Genomic DNA, 16,598 nt, shown 5'->3' on the forward strand with positions numbered 1-16,598 from the left:
AGGCGGAGGCCGACAGGCGGGGTGATCTCGTCCTCCTCGCGGTAGTGTCTCGGGCAGCGCAGCGGGAGTGGGAACTGTGCGCGGGGGGCCAGACCAGCTGATTCGTCGTTCGGCTGGTCGGTACACAGGGGGAAACGACAATGATCGACGCAGGGCAGTCGCGCTCGTCTGCCGCCAAGGCACGCCAGTTGTTCGACTTCGCGGTCCGGTCGTCGGGGATACCGATCGACGGCGAGCAGTATCCGGCCGATCCGGCCAAGGCCGCGCTCGCCTTCACCCGGGCCACCGAGTGGGCGCCCATGATGGCCGACGCGTGGCTGGGGCGGGTGGCGTCCGGGGACAGCTCTGCGTCCGTGGTGCTTCAGCTGTACCGCTGCCGGGCGACGATCGGCGCCGAGCAGCGTCGACTGGGACTTCCGCCGCGTACGTTGTCCGGCCGCTTCTCCACCGGCCTGTACATCGACTATCCGTTGGCCGACCGCACCGAGGCCATCGTGGCGTACGCGGCCACCCTGATCGCCGGCGCCGACTATCAGGGAGCCGAGGACGCCCTCGACGAGGCGGCCGACGAATGTGCCGGCCGAGGCCGGCCACCGATCGTGGACTACCTACGGGCCAGCCTGCACTTCCGCACCCAGCGCTGGACAGACGTGCTCACCGCACTGGCTCCGTCGACCGCGTGGACGGACGAGTACATGAACGCAGGCGCCGACCTGATGGCCGGATCGGCGTGCGTGCAGATGGGCCTGTTCACCGAAGGTGTGCGGCGACTCGAAGCCGCCGCGAATGGGCCGATCCCCGCCGCCGCGACGGCGGCGATGTTCACCCACGGGCTGGCACTACGCGAGCAGGGCATGGAGGCGCCGGCGCGTGAACGGTTCGAGGCCGTGTATTCCCGTGACCCCTCGTTCGCGGCCAACTCCAAGGCCCTCTCGGACCAGCGCTTCCGGTTGGTGATCACCACCGCCGAGACGATCGACTCTCGTAGCGACCGCTGGGACCCGGCCGCTGCAGCAGAGACAGTCGCGGCCTCGGCCTCTGCTCCGGACGACTCCGAGGGAAATCTGCTCGCGGCGGCACAGGCCGAACTCGCCGAGCAGATCGGCCTCGAATCGGTCAAGAACCAGGTGACCAAGCTGCAGTCGGCAGCCACCCTGGCGAAGATCCGATCGGACAAGGGCCTCGCGACCGGCCCACGCAGTCTGCACCTGGCATTCACCGGTCCACCCGGCACCGGCAAAACCACCATCTCGCGCATCGTCGCCAAGATTTATTGCGGGCTCGGTCTCATCAAAACCGATGCGGTGGTGCAGGTCTCACGTCGTGATCTGGTGGGCGAACACCTCGGTAGCACGGCCATCAAGACATCGGAGGTGATCGACCGTGCGATGGACGGCGTGCTGTTCATCGATGAGGCCTACACGCTGGTGCAGAGTGGCCTCTCCGGCGGCGACGCGTTCGGTCGCGAAGCCGTCGACACCTTGCTCGCGCGGATGGAGGACGACCGCGACCGGCTGGTGGTGATCATCGCAGGCTACGACGCAGAGATCGACCGGCTGCTCGCCGCGAACGAGGGAATGTCGTCACGATTCTCCAAGCGCATCAGATTCGACTCCTACAGTCCCACCGAACTCACCCAGATCGCGGATCTTCTTGCCCGCAAACGTGATTCGTTACTGTCGGCGGAAGCGCTCCGGGAACTCGAGATGGCGTGCGCTCCCCTGTGTCATCAGGTCGAGTTCGACGAGTTCGGCCGGGAGCGTCGCATGATCGACCTCGCGGGCAACGGGCGCTTCGTCCGCAACGTGGTCGAGAACGCCGAGGAAGAACGCGAACACCGTCTGACAAGCGGCACCATCGAACTCGCCGACCTCGACGACGACGCACTCATGCGCATCGAGGCCTCGGACATGCAGGCCGCATTGGCCGGTGTGCTCGGCGGATTGCGGAGCGGACAAGGTCGGGTCCGGTAGACCGGCCCCGCGAATCCTCAGCCGGCAGCTCGGGTCACTTCCAAGATCGACTCGGCGAGTTCAGGCCTGCAGATGACGAGATCGGGTAGATAGACGTCGCGCTGGTTGTACTCCAGCGACAGTCCGTCGATCCGACTGCACCACAACCCATGTGACTTCGCCACAGCCACCGGCGCGGCCGAGTCCCACTCGTACTGTCCACCGGCGTGCACATACGCGTCGGCCTCACCCCGAACCACTGCCATCGCCTTGGCGCCTGCCGATCCCATCGGGAGCAGCTCACCACCGATGGCCGTGGCGACCGACTCGGCGAAAGCGGGAGGCCGCGAGCCGCTGATGACCACGCGCGGCTTGTCGCCCCGCGGTGTTCTCGCCAGACCGGTGGTGGGTGGCACCGGCGCCCCATCGTTGACGTAGGTGACACCGAGCCCCGGCAGCGAGACCGCGCCGACAGTCAGCCCCAACCCCTTTTCCCACAGTGCAACGTGCACAGCCCAGTCGGTGTGGTCGTCCAGACCGTATTCCTTTGTGCCGTCCACAGGGTCGACGATCCACACGCGGTCGGCGTCGAGCCGGGACAGATCGTCAGCCGATTCCTCGGACAGCACGCAGTCGCCCGGCCGTTCACGCGCGAGCGCGTCGAGCAGGAAGTCGTTGGAGCGCAGATCCCCGGCCTTGCCCAGCTCTTTGCCGTTCAGCGATGGGTCTGATCGGAGTTCGACCAGCAGATTCCCGGCCTCGGTGGCAAGACGACCGGCGAGCTCTGCATCGGATGAGGTCACAGTCACACGCCCAGGTTACGGCGGATGGCCTCCGCGACGTCGGCAGGCGCACCGTCACCGGGGGTGATGACGACGTCCGCCGCTTCCGGTCGCTCGTAGGGCGAACTGATGCCGGTGAAGTGTGCGACCTCACCGCGACGCGCCTTCGCGTACAGCCCCTTCGGGTCGCGTTCCTCGCAGACCTCGAGCGGCGTGTCGACGAACACCTCGAAGAACGGCAGGCCGCGTTCGGCATGGACCTCGCGCGCCCGCTCGCGTTCGGCGGCGAAGGGGCTGATCAGCGAAACGATCGCAACCGCACCCGAGTCCGCGAAGAGTGCCGCGACCTCGGCGGTGCGCCGGATGTTCTCCCGGCGATCGTCGTCTCCGAACCCGAGATCGGAGTTCAGCCCATGGCGGAGGTTGTCACCGTCCATCAGGTAAGCCGGACGGCCTTCGGCCACCATCGATCGTTCCAGTTCCGATGCGATCGACGACTTCCCGGAACCGGACAGTCCGGTCAACCAGATGGTCGCCCCACGATGGGAGCGCTGCTCTCTGGTCACCGACGAGCTGTGCCAGACCACGTGGGAGTCGTTGCTGACCGGACCGTTGATCATCCCGGCGCCGACGGTCTTGTTCGTCGCCTCGTCCATCAAGATGAAGCTACCCGTGAAGCGATGCTGGCGGTACGAGTCGAACATCATGGGTTGCTGGGTGCGCAGACGGACGCGCCCGATCTCGTTGAGCCGCAACTCCTGTGGCCCCTCCTCACGATGGAGGGAGTTGACGTCGAGCCGATAGGTGAGGTCGCCGATCACGGCCTTCGACTCGCGGGTCGAGCTCTGGATGGTGTAGCGGTTACCCGGCTTCAACTCGGTGTCTTCGGAGAACCAGCACACCATCGCATCGATGTCGCGACCTACGTACGGTCGATTGTTGGGACGGGCGAGCATCTCTCCGCGGGTGATGTCGATCTCGTCGGCGAGCGAGACGGACACGGCCATCGGCGCGAATGCCTCGTCGAGCTTGCTGCCGCCGGGGCCCCAGATCTCGGCCACGGTGGTGCTGAATCCGCTGGGCAGCACCACCACTTCGTCGCCGGGCTTGAACGTTCCGCTGGCGATGGTTCCGGCGTAGCTGCGATGGTCCGATCCGTCGCTGACCTGAGGACGGATCACGTATTGCACCGGCAGCCGGGCGTCGATGAAATTGCGGTCCGAGGCGATGTGGACGTCCTCGAGGTGTCCGAGCAGCGAAGTACCCCGATACCAGGGCATGTGTACCGACGGATCGACCACATTGTCCCCGAGCAGCGCCGACACCGGTATGAAGCTGAGGTCGGTCACGTTGAGTTTGCTGGCGAATGCGCTGAACTCGTCTTTGATCTCGGTGAATCGTTCTTCCGACCAATCCACCAGGTCCATCTTGTTCACACACAAGACGATGTGCGCGATGCCGAGCAACGACGACAGGAAGGCGTGCCTGCGGGTCTGCTCGAGTACTCCCTTGCGGGCGTCGATGAGAACGAGTGCCACGTCGGCGGTGGATGCCCCGGTCACCATGTTGCGGGTGTACTGCACATGCCCGGGGGTGTCGGCGATGATGAACTTGCGCTTGGGTGTTGCGAAGTACCGGTACGCCACGTCGATGGTGATGCCCTGCTCGCGCTCTGCACGAAGGCCATCGGTCAGCAGCGCGAGGTTGGCGTATTCGTCGCCGCGTTCGGAGCTGGTGCGCTCGATCGACTCCATCTGGTCGGTGAAGATGCTCTTCGAGTCGTACAGCAGCCGGCCGATCAGTGTGGATTTGCCGTCGTCGACGCTTCCGGCAGTTGCCAACCGCAGCAACTCTTTCCGTCCGCGCCGCACGGGCTCGCCGATGATCAGTTCCTGGTCGACGGTCATCAGAAGTATCCTTCTTTCTTGCGATCTTCCATGCCGGACTCCGAGATTCGGTCGTCGGCTCGGGTTGCACCGCGTTCGGTGAGTCTGGTGGCGGCCACTTCATCGATGACCTGCTCGACCGTGACGGCGTCACTGAGCACACATCCGGTGCACGTCGCGTCGCCGACCGTCCGGAACCGCACCTGCTCGGTGTACACCGTCTCGCCCGGTGCGAGTTCCACGTACGGCGTCTTGGCCAGCAGCATCCCGTCCCGGGGCACCACTTCGCGCCGATGCGCGTAGTAGATGCTCGGCAGTTCTATCTCTTCGGCGGCGATGTACTGCCAGATGTCGAGTTCGGTCCAGTTGCTCAGGGGGAACACCCGGATGTGCTCCCCTTTGTTGTGGCGGCCGTTGTAGAGGTTCCACAATTCGGGCCGTTGCGCTCGTGGATCCCAGGCGCCGAACTCGTCTCGGAAGCTGAAGACCCGCTCCTTGGCGCGAGCCTTCTCCTCGTCGCGTCGCGCGCCACCGAAGACGGCGTCGAAATTGTTCTCCCGGATCCCGCGCAGCAGCGATGTGGTCTGCAGCCGGTTACGACTGGCACCGGGACCGGTCTGCTCCACCACCCGACCGGCGTCGATGTCGTCCTGGACACTCGAAACCACCAGCCGGACACCGGTTTTGTCGACGACCCGATCCCGGTAGTCGATGACCTCGTGGAAATTGTGCCCGGTGTCCACGTGCATGAGCGGGAAGGGAACGGGCGCAGGCCAGAACGCCTTGCGCGCCACGTGGAACATCACCACCGAGTCCTTGCCGCCGGAGAACAGCAGCACCGGCCGCTGCGCCGTCGCGGCGACCTCTCGGAAGATGAAGACCGATTCCGCCTCGAGGGCGGCCAGATGGGTGAGCTCGTACCCCGTTGTCAGCACCGTGAGAGTCCTCTCGCGTCGTTCGCCTCGCCAGGACTTGACCTGTCGATTATCCGACACTAGTGTTTGAAAATATGACAGTGACGGTAGGCGACAGCATGCCCGTGGGTCAACCCTCGCCACCCACGCAGCGGGTTGTCCGGGTGATCGAACTGCTGGCCGAACAGACCGGCGGCCGCCTGACACTGGCGGAAATAGTCCGTCGCACAGGGTTTTCCAGAGCCACCGCCCACGCGGTGCTGACCCAACTCACCATCGACGGCTGGGTGTCGCGAGAAGACGGCCAGTTCGCCATCGGTGCCGGCTTCGTCGCCCTGGCGCGGCAGGCCGAACGCGGCTATCCGTTGCGGCGTTTGGCAGCTCCGATGATCCACGAACTCGCTGCGGACCTCGACATGCCGGCGTTCCTCGCCGAGAGGGTGGCTGAACAGATCACTGTCACAGAACTCGTCGGGGTGCCGGACATGCAGTGGATCAGACCCGGCCGGCGAATCGCGCTACGCCCACCCGTGTGCCGAGAGTTCGTCGCGTGGGCGCCTGAAGCCGAACGGCAGCGGTGGATCGACTCGGCACCGCCGGGTGCCCGCGACCGACTGCACGACGTGCTGGAAGTGATCTGCGACCGCGGGTACGCGGTGGAGCGTCTCACCGGTGACCATGCCGAGATGATCGATGCGCTTGCGTCACTGCGAGATTCACCGGTTTCGGACACGGTGCGCTCACGGGTGGCGGGGTTGCTGGCCGAACTGACCACCATCGACTATCTGCCGGAGGAATCGGTCGGAGTTGTCGCGGTGGTCACGATCGGCGCCCCGATCATCGATTCCGAGGGCACAGTCATCGCGTCGATCGTCGTGTGCCCCAACCGCGAGATGAGTGCGGACGAGATGGCGCACCTGGGCACGTCTGTGGCGGCTGCCGCTGATCGCGTCGCCCACGCGCTCGCACGCTGAATGCATCTGTCGCGGCCCTCGGCGCTCATGACGGGCCCGTTCAGCCGGGTGATATCCGCTTCTTCGCCAACGCGACCTCGCTCTCACCGACCGGCTCCTCCGACAGTTCCTCGGACCCTGGCCGCAGTCCGGCGATCACCATCGCCAGGTGCCGTCGCCATGCCGTGTCACTGACACTGCGCGTGGTCTCGACGACACCCCTGACCGCCCAGAAGACGAGGTCGAGGTCGGTGACGGTGGCGTCGATACGTATCCTGCCGGCCTCCTGCGCCCTGGCCAGGAGTTCGACGAGGATCTCATGGAACTCATCCTTGAGCGCGGTTGTGTGTTCGTCATTCCACATCCGAGACACACAGCCGCGATGCGACGCCTGAATGGCACCGGTTCCGAACAGCAGTTGCTCCAACCCGGAACCGTCGGTCACGTCTCGCGCGACCCTGGCCATCGCCACCAGGTCGGTGAACAATTCCCGCACGAGTTCACTGATCAGGGCATCCTTGGTGGGAAATCTCCGATAGAGCGTGCCCATCCCGACTCCTGCCGCCCGGGCGATCTCATCCACCCCGGCATCGAGTCCGCGTTCACTGAACACCCTCGCCGCCGCATCCAGCAGCCGCCGGCGGTTCTCCGCGGCGTCTCGCCGCAGCACCTTCCCACCGTCTGCGGTGGCGTGCACACCCACTGCGGACCTCATTCGGACTTGTCGCCGGCGAGGGTACCGCCGGCAACCATCGCGAGTTCGGCGTGTGCGAGGTCTGCGGTCTCGTTCAACGCCGCCCCTCCACGTTTGACCGACGGGATGAGAAGTGTGGCAACAGCTCCCAGGCACACGGCGACCCCCAGCATGATGAAGCCGTGGGTGTAGCCCGATTCCTTCGGCAGTCCCGACGGTGCGGCTCCCGCGGTGACCACGGTCCCCATGAATGCTGCGCCCAGTGAACCGCCGATGGTTCGGATGTTGGCGTTCATACCGCTGGCGACTCCTGTCTGATGCGGCGGAACCGCTGCCACGACGACATTGGCCATGGCCGAAAACGCAAGTCCCATACCGATTCCGGAAAGGCACATGGCTACGAAGATGTCCGCTTCACTGGAGTGACGGAAGGCGACGAAAAAGTATCCCGCGGCGCTGACGATGGTTCCCACCGTCAACAAGTTCTTCGAGCCGAAGCGCGCAGACAGACGCCCGGCCCCGAGCCCGAGAATGAACATGAAGACCGAACTCGGCAACATCATCAAGCCCGACTCGCTGACCGATGCACCGAATCCATAGCCGGCGGATGTAGGGGTCTGGACGAACTGCGGGATGAATCCGAACCCGGCATACATGCCGATACCCATCATGAGCGCCACCAGGTTCGCAGCCCACACAGTGCGCATCCGCATCATCTTCATATCGATGAGCGGGTTGGCCGATCGTGCTTCGGCACCGATCCACACCACCAGGAAGATCGAAGCAGTGACGAGCAATCCGACGACCTCGGGTGAGGTCCAGCCCCACTTCGGTGCCTGGCTGACACCGAGCAGCAGAGCCACCAACCACGCTGACAGCAACAACGCGGTGACCCAGTTGACCCTGCCCGGGGCCCGGCCCTTCGACTCCGGGATGAAGACGTAGGCCGCCAGACCCGCGATGGTGGTCATGATCAGCGGAATCCAGAACAGCCAATGGTAGGTGAGCACATCGACGATCGGCCCGGCCAGCACAACTCCCAGACCTGCGCCCAGCGATGTCAGTGCCGCCACCATCCCGACGGCACCGGGCACCTTCTTCTCGGGAAACTCGTCACGGATGATCCCGAAGGCCAAGGGCAGGACGCCGCCACCGACTCCCTGGATCACACGCGCGACCACCATCACCGACAACGTCCCTGCCACGGCAGCCAGCAACGAGCCGATTCCCAACGCGGCCAGCGCGACCACGAACAACAGCTTCTTGCCGTACATGTCCCCGAGGCGACCCATGATCGGCGTGAACACCGACGCGGAGAGAAGGTAGGCGGTGAGCACCCACGTCACGTCGGTTTGTGTCGTCCCGAGGGACACCTGGATCGTCGGCAGTACCGGGATCACCAAAGACTGTAGGAGCGCAAACGCTGCCACTCCCACGGTGAGGACGGCGAACGTGACCCGATAATGCGTCCGCTTGGGTGCGATGTCCATACAACTCCTGAGCTCGAACCGGAGTGGTCACTCCGTATGCTGCTCTGAAGCTAGCACCACAAGCGGAGTCAAGACTCCGCAAAATTCACACAGTGAGATACCGCACGCGACCGCGACAATGCCGGTCCGGTCAGTCGAAAGCCGCGTTCACCTCGACCTCGGTGAGGCCGTAGTCCTCCAAGGAGTACTTGTGGACGGGTTTGCGGTCGCCCGACTTGCTCTCCTCGTCGAGTGCTCGCATCGCCGACGCCGCATCCTCGGTGAGGTCCAGTCCGAACGTGCGATAGATCGTTTCGATCGTGCCCATGGGATCGGTGCGGAAGTCGCGGAAGTCGATGTCGATGAACTGATCCGGGTTGTACTTGGACCGGGCCGCATTGAACGCGTGCAGCCCTCGCGACCACAACTCGAGTTGCGTCTTGCCGATCAGTTCACCCGTGAACACGGTTGACCATCCCTCGCCCGCATGCTCAGCGAGACTGCACATCGACGGGATGATCGTCGCGGGTGGCCGGTGGGTCTGGATGATCAACGCGTCCGGATAGACGGCCATCAATTCATCGAGCGCGAACAGATGACTGGGGTTCTTCAACACCCAGCGACGATCGGGCTGATTCAGCCCGATCAACTGGAGGTTCTTCTTGTGCCGCGTGTAGGCGTTGGTCCAGTCCTGCTTCTGCAGCCACTGGGAGTAGGTCGGCAGGTACGACAAGGATTCGTAGGAAATCGACTTCATGGTCTGGCGCAGCAACTGCCAGCACTCTTCGACGTCGGAGGCACTCATGTAGTGCAGCCCCATGAATTCCGGATTCTCAACATGGTGCTGTTCGAGTCCGGCCTGGATCTGCTGGAAGACCGGATTCGCCTCCCAGGTGTCGCGCGGAGGCCGGGGCTGCGGGAACTCGGCAAGCCACATCTCCAGACCCTGATGGCCCGGATCTGCGGTGAGCAGCCGATGCAGGGCGGTGGTGCCCGTACGGGGCAACCCGGTAACGAAGATGGGGCGTTCCACCGGCGCAGAGACATACTCGGGATTGGCTTTCCACGATGCCTCGCTGAGCAATCGGGCGACCAGCGCACCCCGAAGGAAGAAGCGGTTCATCTTGCTGCCGAGCTCGGTGAGCCCCGCATCGCGCTCGTACGACTCCAGCAGGACACCAAGAGCCTCGGTGTAGTCATCCTGACCGAAGTCGTCGAGTCCACACGCCTTCGTCGCCGACGCATGCAGATCCTCGACCGTGCCCACATTCGTTCTCGGAATGGTCATCTCGCTCCTCAGGTGTGGTACTCGCCGCAATTGACGTCCAGCGTCTGGCCGGTGATGGCGCTGGCCCAATCCGAGGCGAGGAACACCACCGCCCGAGCGATCTCATCGGGTTCGGGCAGACGTTTGAGGTCGGACTTGGAGGCGGTCTGTTCGTAGACGGCCTCCGGCGTGATGTCGTACTTCTTGGCGACCTCACCGAAATACCACTTCAGCTGGTCGTCCCAGATGTAACCGGGTAGCACGCTGTTGACACGAACGCCCTTGTCGCCCAACTCCGTGGCGAGTGTCTGCGACATGGCGAGCAGGGCCGCCTTGGCGAGTTTGTAGCTGCCGTAACGCGGCTCCGAGTGCCGCAGGACCATGGAATTGATCATCACCACAGAACCGGACACCTTGGCCAACTCGTCGGTGAAGGCCTTGGTCATGCGCAGGCCGCCCAGGACCGTGAGGTCCAGGCTCGACCGGATGTGGTCGAAGTCGGTGCGTGCCAACGACTTCATCGAAGGCAGCGAGAAGGCGTTGTTCACCAGTACGTCCACACGGCCGTACTCGGCAACCGTTGCCGCGACGAGGGAATCGACAGCCGCGTCATCGGTGATGTCGGTGGGGACCTGCAACGCGACGCCGCCGGCGGCATCGATCTCCTTGGCCACCTCGGCGAGCCGGCTCTCGGTCCGGGCCGCGAGCACCACCTTGGCGCCGGCAGCAGCGGCTTGCACGCTGATCGAACGGCCGAGACCCGGCCCCACTCCCCCGACCACGACGACCTTGCCCTCGAGCAGGCCGGTGGACACGGTGGCGGTCATCCCAGCATCCTCTGCGCGAATCCGCGCTGGCGTGCGGCTATCCGGTCACGCCAGCCTGTCTCGTCGATGGTGTTGGACTCGAAGTGCGGCAAATGGTCGGGCACGTCGGCCACGTTGACGATCGCGACGGTGGGCCCATCGGACTCGGTCAGCTCGCGGTCGACCCGCTGCCACCGGAACTGCGCGATACCCCGCTGTTTACCGGTTGTCTCGATCCAGTTGGCGATGCCCGGATTCTGCCTGCTGACCACCAGGCGGATCATCCCATCCGGATCCACCTGCGCCTGAGCAGAATTGAGGCTGGTCTGGTGATTGACGTAGTCCAGCGAGATGTACCACATACTGCCCAGCTGAAAACCCTGGTACGGCGCATCGGATTTCGGCACCGTGATCACCATCGCCTCGTCGTCGGCGAGGTCGTAGTGACCCACCGATGAGTACTGGGTGCTCAGCCCACCCGGCGTCAGACGGGGCGCGGTCAAGGTGTTCACCGGCAGGTCCAGGTAGAACCACTTCGGAAAGTTGAACCAGGTGTTGATCCGCGACAGCAACATCTTGCCGGCCACCTGATAGCGGCGGGTGATCTGCGCGAGGTCGGGCTCCACCGGCGCGCTGCCCACTGTGTCGACCCGCTCGATCCGGATCTGTCCCTTTTCCTGCATCCAGTCGCTGTACACCTCGCGCACCGCGAGCATCGACGACCCCTCGCCGAGAACGAAGTAGTTGGGTCCCGGGTCGGCCTTGGGCGGTCCGAAGCGGAGCGTGTAGGTCCCGTCCGCTTCGATCGTCAGTCGACGGTCGTCGAAGGCGTCGTCGCCACCGGGAACGTCGGTCGCGGTGTAGTCACCTTTGAGAACCTGAAAACTGAGATCTGCTGTGTTGCCGCGCTTTCCGGTGATCAGATACTCCGCGTCGGCCTGCACGTTCGCGTGGTAGTACAGCGTATCGGGATTGTCCAGCCCCATCTTCGTGTAGGGGCCCGTGGACGTGACGAAGAACGGGTGGGTCTTGCCATACGCCCATGCCATCTGCAGGCTCGCGCGGATGCTGCCGCCGAGGTAGTCGTATCCCTCGGCCAGATCCTGCTCGTTGCGGATGAAATCAGCTGAGGTGATCAGCTTCTCGGCGTCGGCGATGGCCGCGGCGAAAGGGGCGGTCACATCGTTCGTGACGGTTGTTGTCATCTCACTCCCTTGTGATGGCCGGAACTACAGCCAGGTGTCCCCGCCGGTCCAGGTGAGGAAGTTCTCGAGCTCCGCCTGGGCCGGAGTGACCCGCGGATGTTCGGTGGACAGATAACCACCACGGTAGAACAGCAAAGGCTTGTCTTGCAGCACTTCTCCCAAAGTCTGCACCCGGCCTATCGCGATGAAATGGTCGCCGCCGTCATCGACGCGCTCCAGCGTGCAATCCACCCAGGACAACGAGTGCCGGATGACGGGCAGGCCGAGAGGCGAGGGATCCCAGTCGATCCCGGCGAACTTGTCATCACCCGGTGCGCCGAATGCAGCACTGACGTCCTGTTGGTTGGTCGACAACACGTTGACGCAGAACTTTCCGCTCTGCTCGATGACCTTCCAGCTGCGGGAGGTCTTCATCGGGCAGAACAGCACGAGTGGTGGATCGAGCGACAGGGCTGCAAACGATTGGCAGGCGAACCCCACTGGGACGTCATCGGTGGTCATCGTGGTGATCACGGTGACCCCGGTGCAGAACTGACCCATGGCCGTCCGGAACTGCCGCGGGTCGAAATCATCTGAACCGCGTGGATGAGGGGACATGTCAGGCGTTCTTGAATCCGATGGAGAAGTCGTGCCCCCAGAGACTGACCGCCGTGCTCTCGCGAGCCACCCAGTCGGTGTCGTCGACTTGCCTGCCCTCGCAGCCGAATTCGACGTCGAATCCGCCGGGTGTCTTCATATAGAACGAGTACATCAGGTCGTTGACGTGGCGGCCCAGGGTGGCCGACATCGGGACCTTCTTGCGCAACGCCCGGTCGTGGGCGAGGCCCACGTCATCGGTGTTCTCCACCTCGATCATCAGGTGGACGATGCCGGTGTCGTTCGGGATCGGCAGAAACGCCAGGCTGTGGTGGCGTGGGTTGCAGCCGAAGAACCGAAGCCATGGCGGCTCGTCGCCCTGTTCCCGCCCGACCAGTTCCGGCGGGAGCCGCATCGAGTCGCGCAGACGGAAACCGAGCACATCGCGGTAGAAGTGCAGCGAGGCTGCGTCGTCGTCGGTGGTGAGCACCACGTGTCCCAAACCCTGCTCGCCAGTGACGAACTTGTGGCCATAGGGGCTCACCACCCGGCGATGTTGCAGTGCCACACCATGGAACGCCTCGAGAACGTTGCCGCTCGGGTCCTCGAAGACCACCATCTCCACGACCTGACGGTCGGCCAGTTCCTCGTCCTTGCCTTCGCGGAAGACCACGCCGGCTGCCGACAATCGATCTCGGACTTCCTGCAGTGCAGCGGCGTTGGCACATTCCCAGCCAGAGGACACCAGACGGTCGTGCTCTCCTGGCGTGATCACGAGACGTGCGGGAAAGTCGTCCATGCGCAGGTACAGGGCGCCCTCCGTGGGGCCACTGCCCTCGGGCATACCCAGCACCTTGAGACCGTAGTCACGCCAGGCCGGCATGTCGGTGGCCTCGATACGCATGTAGCCGAGTGAACGGATCGGGCCAAGGGTTTCGGTCATTGTCGATCTGCTCCTTTGCGAGATGTCGGTGGTGAACTCAGACCATCGTGTCCGCGTCTGATCGCTTGCGGGTCAGGCTTTCGGTGTCCTGACCGCTTGCGGGTCAGACCATGGTGTCACCGATGGGGATCCCGAATTCGCCGTTGCCGTAGGCGACGTAGGCCCGTTCGGCATCGTTGGCCGCGTGGACGCGGCCGGCATGTGCGTCGCGCCAGAACCGCTGGATGGGTGTGTCGTTGTCGAGGGCGTGGGCTCCGGAGTTCTCGAAGAGCCGGTCGATCGACGCGATGGCCCGGCCGGTTGCGCGGACCTGATCGCGACGGGCCTTCAACCGGAGTTCCATCGGGACTTCCTGTCCCGCAAGAAGCAGGTCGTACTCGGCCTGCAGGTTGCCCGAGAGCTGGGTCCACGCCGCGTCGATGTCACTGGCGGCCTCGGCGATGCGAACCTTGGCGAATGGGTCGTCCTTCGCCTTCTCACCGGCGTAGGCCGCGCGGACGCGCTTACCCTGGTGTTCGACGTGCGCGGCGTAGGCGCCGTAGGCCATTCCCACGATCGGCGCCGAGATGGTGCTCGGATGGATTGTGCCCCAGGGCATCTTGTAGACCGGCGCGGTGTTCTTCTCCAGGCCCGGAGCCTCGCCGGTGCTCATCGCCCGGAAGCTGAGCATCCGGTGGCTCGGTACGAACACGTCCTTGACGTCGATGGTGTTGGATCCGGTGCCCTTGAGCCCGACCACGTTCCACACGTCGCGAATGGCGTAGTCCTCGCGCGGGATCAGGAAGCTCACGAAGTCGACAGGCTTTCCGTTCTTGATCACCGGTCCGCCGAGGACAACCCAGCTCGCGTGGCCCGAACCCGAGGACCATGCCCACGAACCGTTGACCTTGTAGCCACCTTCGACCACTTCACCCATACCCATCGGGGCGTAGGACGAGGAGATACGGACTGAGGTGTCCTTGCCCCATACGTCCTCCTGCGCCTGCTGCGGGAAGAGAGCCAGGTGCCAGTTGTGGATGCCGATGATGCCCGAGACCCATCCGGTGGAGCCACACGCCGAGCCGATCCGACGCACTGCCTCGTAGAACGTCACCGGGTCGACCTGGTAGCCACCCCACTGCTCGGGCTGCATGAGCTTGAAGAATCCGATGTCCTCGAGCGACGCGATCGTCTCGTCGGGAATCTGACGCAGATCCTCTGCTTCCTGTGCCCGCTGTTCGATCTCGGGGAGCAGTGCGCTGATCTTGTCCAGTACCTGCGCGCCCTCTTGGCTGCGGTCGCTCATCGCGCGATTCCTAACTCTCGTTCCACAAAGTCTTCTCCGGCAAGATTAGAACACGTTCTCATTTATGTCGAGTACTGCAGGTTTACCTCGATTCATGCCGTTTTGATCACTTCCCTGGCGAGTGCCTGGCAAGTTTTGTAACATGTTCTAGTAAGCGGGAACGCTTAAACCACGCGGCCCGGCACATGCCGCCCCACAGCCGGCATCGATGAACTAGGGAGCAGACATGACGAGTACGGAGTCGGAGTTGGAGCAGGGGGCCCGCCTGACAGCGGTTGACACCAGCGCAGACGGTGGCGCGGTACGCGAGATCGACACCGGCACGCCGCCGACCCGATTTGCACGCGGTTGGCATTGCCTCGGCCTTCTTGCCGATTTCGATGACGGCAAGCCCCATCCGGTCACCGTGTTCGGCACCAAACTGGTCGTCTGGGTCGCCGACGGCGAACTCAAGATCCTCGACGCGTACTGCCGGCACATGGGCGGCGACCTGTCACAGGGCTCGATCAAGGACGGCAACGTCGCCTGCCCGTTCCACGACTGGCGATGGAAGGCCAATGGACGTTGCGCCGGCGTCCCCTATGCCAAACGGGCACCCAAACTGGCCAAGACCCGTTCGTGGCCGGGCATGATCCGCAACGCGCAGATCTTCGTCTACAACGACCCCGAGGGCAACCCGCCCCCCCGACGACGTGATCATCCCCGAGCTCGACGAATTGAACAGCGACCAGTGGACCGGCTGGACGTGGAACAAGATCGTCATCGAGGGTTCGAACTGTCGCGAGATCATCGACAACGTCGTCGACATGGCGCACTTCTTCTACGTGCACTACTCGTTGCCCGACTACTTCAAGAACGTTTTTCGAAGGCGAGACCGCTGCGCAGTACATGAACTCGCATGGGCGTCCGGACGTCGACATCATGACGGCTTACGGCGACACCAAACTCGAGTCCATCGCCGCCTACTACGGTCCTGCCTACATGCTCAACCCGATGGTGCAGTACTACGGCGGCTATGCGATCGAGACGATCCTGACCAACTGCCACTACCCCATCGACAACAATTCGTTTGTCCTCATGTACGGCGTCATCGCGAAGATCCCCGAGGGACTCACCGCCGACCAGGCCGACAAAATGGCGACGAAGATCACCGCCGGTATCGAGGTGGGGTTCTTGCAAGACGTCGAGATCTGGAAGCACAAGAGCCGCATCGACAATCCGCTGCTGGTGGAAGAGGACGGTCCGGTCTACCAGCTGCGCCGCTGGTACGAACAGTTCTATGTCGACGTCGCCGACGTGACCGAGGAGATGACACAGCGCTACGAATACGAGATCGACACCACCAAGGCCGTCGAGAACTGGAACATCGAGGTCCAGGAGAACATTCGACTCAAGGCGGAGCGCGAAGCCGCGAATGCCTCGACGCCCGAGACGGCTTCGGCCACATGATCGCCGCCCGGTCATGAGCATCAGTTGGTCGAAGGCTCCGGATCTCAGCAAGGATCCGGAGCGCGGCCCAGCGGTTCGGGAAGCGACGTCGAGAGACAAAGAGCACTACCTACGCGGTGGGCTGCGGGAGATCGAGTGCCGCACCTGCCACGCCCACGTGATGGTGAAGAAGTACAGCCCCCACCACACGAGTGTCCAGTGGACAGCACAGGCACGAGAGCAATGTCCTGAACTCACCCGGATCCGGGCGGAAGGGGGAAACCCCGCAATGTTGCCGACATGCCCCCGACTCTCGGCCAGCATCGATCATGGTGTGAGCGAAGGGATCATCCCCAAGGAATCACCCGATGTCGACCCGGACGGCTACTACTGACCCGGACAACTCGTAGAGACAAGAACACCACTCGCGATCGATCG

At 63.9% G+C, this 16,598-nt stretch carries 14 protein-coding genes and 1 pseudogene; 4 read left to right on the top strand and 11 right to left on the bottom strand.

Annotation, left to right across the window (positions count from 1 at the left end; all coding sequences use genetic code 11):
* The first annotated feature begins 140 nt into the window (after positions 1-140).
* Complete coding sequence (gene eccA, locus W823_RS40720) at positions 141-1,973, top strand: type VII secretion AAA-ATPase EccA (RefSeq protein ID WP_023957335.1); 1,833 nt, start codon at positions 141-143, stop codon at positions 1,971-1,973.
* A 17-nt stretch (positions 1,974-1,990) separates the two neighbouring features.
* Here the strand turns inward: eccA and W823_RS40725 are convergent, their stop codons facing one another.
* From W823_RS40725 to cysD, 3 genes are read right to left on the bottom strand one after another with little or no spacing between them, the layout of a single operon-like run.
* Positions 1,991-2,761: a 3'(2'),5'-bisphosphate nucleotidase CysQ gene (locus W823_RS40725; protein ID WP_023957337.1), complete on the bottom strand. Its 771-nt coding sequence runs from the start codon at positions 2,759-2,761 to the stop codon at positions 1,991-1,993.
* Positions 2,758-4,641: an adenylyl-sulfate kinase gene (cysC, locus tag W823_RS40730; protein WP_023957339.1), complete on the bottom strand. Its 1,884-nt coding sequence runs from the start codon at positions 4,639-4,641 to the stop codon at positions 2,758-2,760. The genes W823_RS40725 and cysC overlap by 4 nt, the downstream gene beginning before the upstream one ends.
* A complete protein-coding gene (gene cysD / locus W823_RS40735; RefSeq protein WP_023957340.1) occupies positions 4,641-5,555 on the bottom strand; it encodes a sulfate adenylyltransferase subunit CysD in 915 nt (304 codons plus the stop codon). The genes cysC and cysD overlap by 1 nt, the downstream gene beginning before the upstream one ends.
* Before the next feature lie 74 nt (positions 5,556-5,629).
* Between cysD and W823_RS40740 the strand changes: the two genes are divergently transcribed.
* Positions 5,630-6,508, top strand: a complete 879-nt coding sequence (locus tag W823_RS40740) for an IclR family transcriptional regulator (RefSeq protein ID WP_023957343.1) — start codon at positions 5,630-5,632, stop codon at positions 6,506-6,508.
* Between the two features lie 40 nt (positions 6,509-6,548).
* Here W823_RS40740 and W823_RS40745 read toward each other — a convergent pair whose 3' ends face one another.
* From W823_RS40745 to hsaA, 8 genes are all read right to left on the bottom strand, one after another.
* Positions 6,549-7,190 (bottom strand): TetR/AcrR family transcriptional regulator, encoded by a 642-nt coding sequence (locus tag W823_RS40745; protein ID WP_235189497.1) that lies wholly within the window; start codon positions 7,188-7,190, stop codon positions 6,549-6,551.
* 8 nt (positions 7,191-7,198) lie between these two features.
* Positions 7,199-8,671, bottom strand: a complete 1,473-nt coding sequence (locus W823_RS40750) for an MFS transporter (RefSeq protein ID WP_023957347.1) — start codon at positions 8,669-8,671, stop codon at positions 7,199-7,201.
* Positions 8,672-8,801: 130 nt separating this feature from the next.
* Positions 8,802-9,938, bottom strand: coding sequence for a sulfotransferase (locus W823_RS40755; protein ID WP_031332032.1), 1,137 nt, complete (start codon positions 9,936-9,938; stop codon positions 8,802-8,804).
* Positions 9,939-9,946: 8 nt separating this feature from the next.
* Entirely contained in the window at positions 9,947-10,744 is a 798-nt protein-coding gene (locus tag W823_RS40760; RefSeq protein ID WP_023957350.1) for an SDR family oxidoreductase, read from the bottom strand.
* Positions 10,741-11,928 carry a hypothetical protein gene (locus W823_RS40765; protein WP_023957352.1) on the bottom strand — a complete coding sequence of 396 codons (1,188 nt, stop codon included), beginning with the start codon at positions 11,926-11,928 and terminating at the stop codon, positions 10,741-10,743. The genes W823_RS40760 and W823_RS40765 overlap by 4 nt, the downstream gene beginning before the upstream one ends.
* Positions 11,929-11,952: 24 nt before the next feature.
* Positions 11,953-12,525: a 3-hydroxy-9,10-secoandrosta-1,3,5(10)-triene-9,17-dione monooxygenase reductase subunit gene (hsaB, locus tag W823_RS40770; protein ID WP_023957354.1), complete on the bottom strand. Its 573-nt coding sequence runs from the start codon at positions 12,523-12,525 to the stop codon at positions 11,953-11,955.
* 1 nt (position 12,526) lies between these two features.
* Positions 12,527-13,447, bottom strand: coding sequence for an iron-dependent extradiol dioxygenase HsaC (hsaC, locus tag W823_RS40775; protein ID WP_023957356.1), 921 nt, complete (start codon positions 13,445-13,447; stop codon positions 12,527-12,529).
* A gap of 103 nt (positions 13,448-13,550) precedes the next feature.
* Positions 13,551-14,732: a 3-hydroxy-9,10-secoandrosta-1,3,5(10)-triene-9,17-dione monooxygenase oxygenase subunit gene (gene hsaA / locus W823_RS40780; protein ID WP_023957358.1), complete on the bottom strand. Its 1,182-nt coding sequence runs from the start codon at positions 14,730-14,732 to the stop codon at positions 13,551-13,553.
* Between the two features lie 226 nt (positions 14,733-14,958).
* Here hsaA and W823_RS59265 point away from each other — a divergent pair.
* Positions 14,959-16,181: pseudogene (locus W823_RS59265) on the top strand (Rieske 2Fe-2S domain-containing protein).
* A 13-nt stretch (positions 16,182-16,194) separates the two neighbouring features.
* A complete protein-coding gene (locus tag W823_RS40790; protein ID WP_023957360.1) occupies positions 16,195-16,554 on the top strand; it encodes a hypothetical protein in 360 nt (119 codons plus the stop codon).
* Positions 16,555-16,598 lie beyond the last annotated feature (44 nt).

The organism is Williamsia sp. D3 (assembly GCF_000506245.1).
Lineage (GTDB): Bacteria > Actinomycetota > Actinomycetes > Mycobacteriales > Mycobacteriaceae > Williamsia > Williamsia muralis.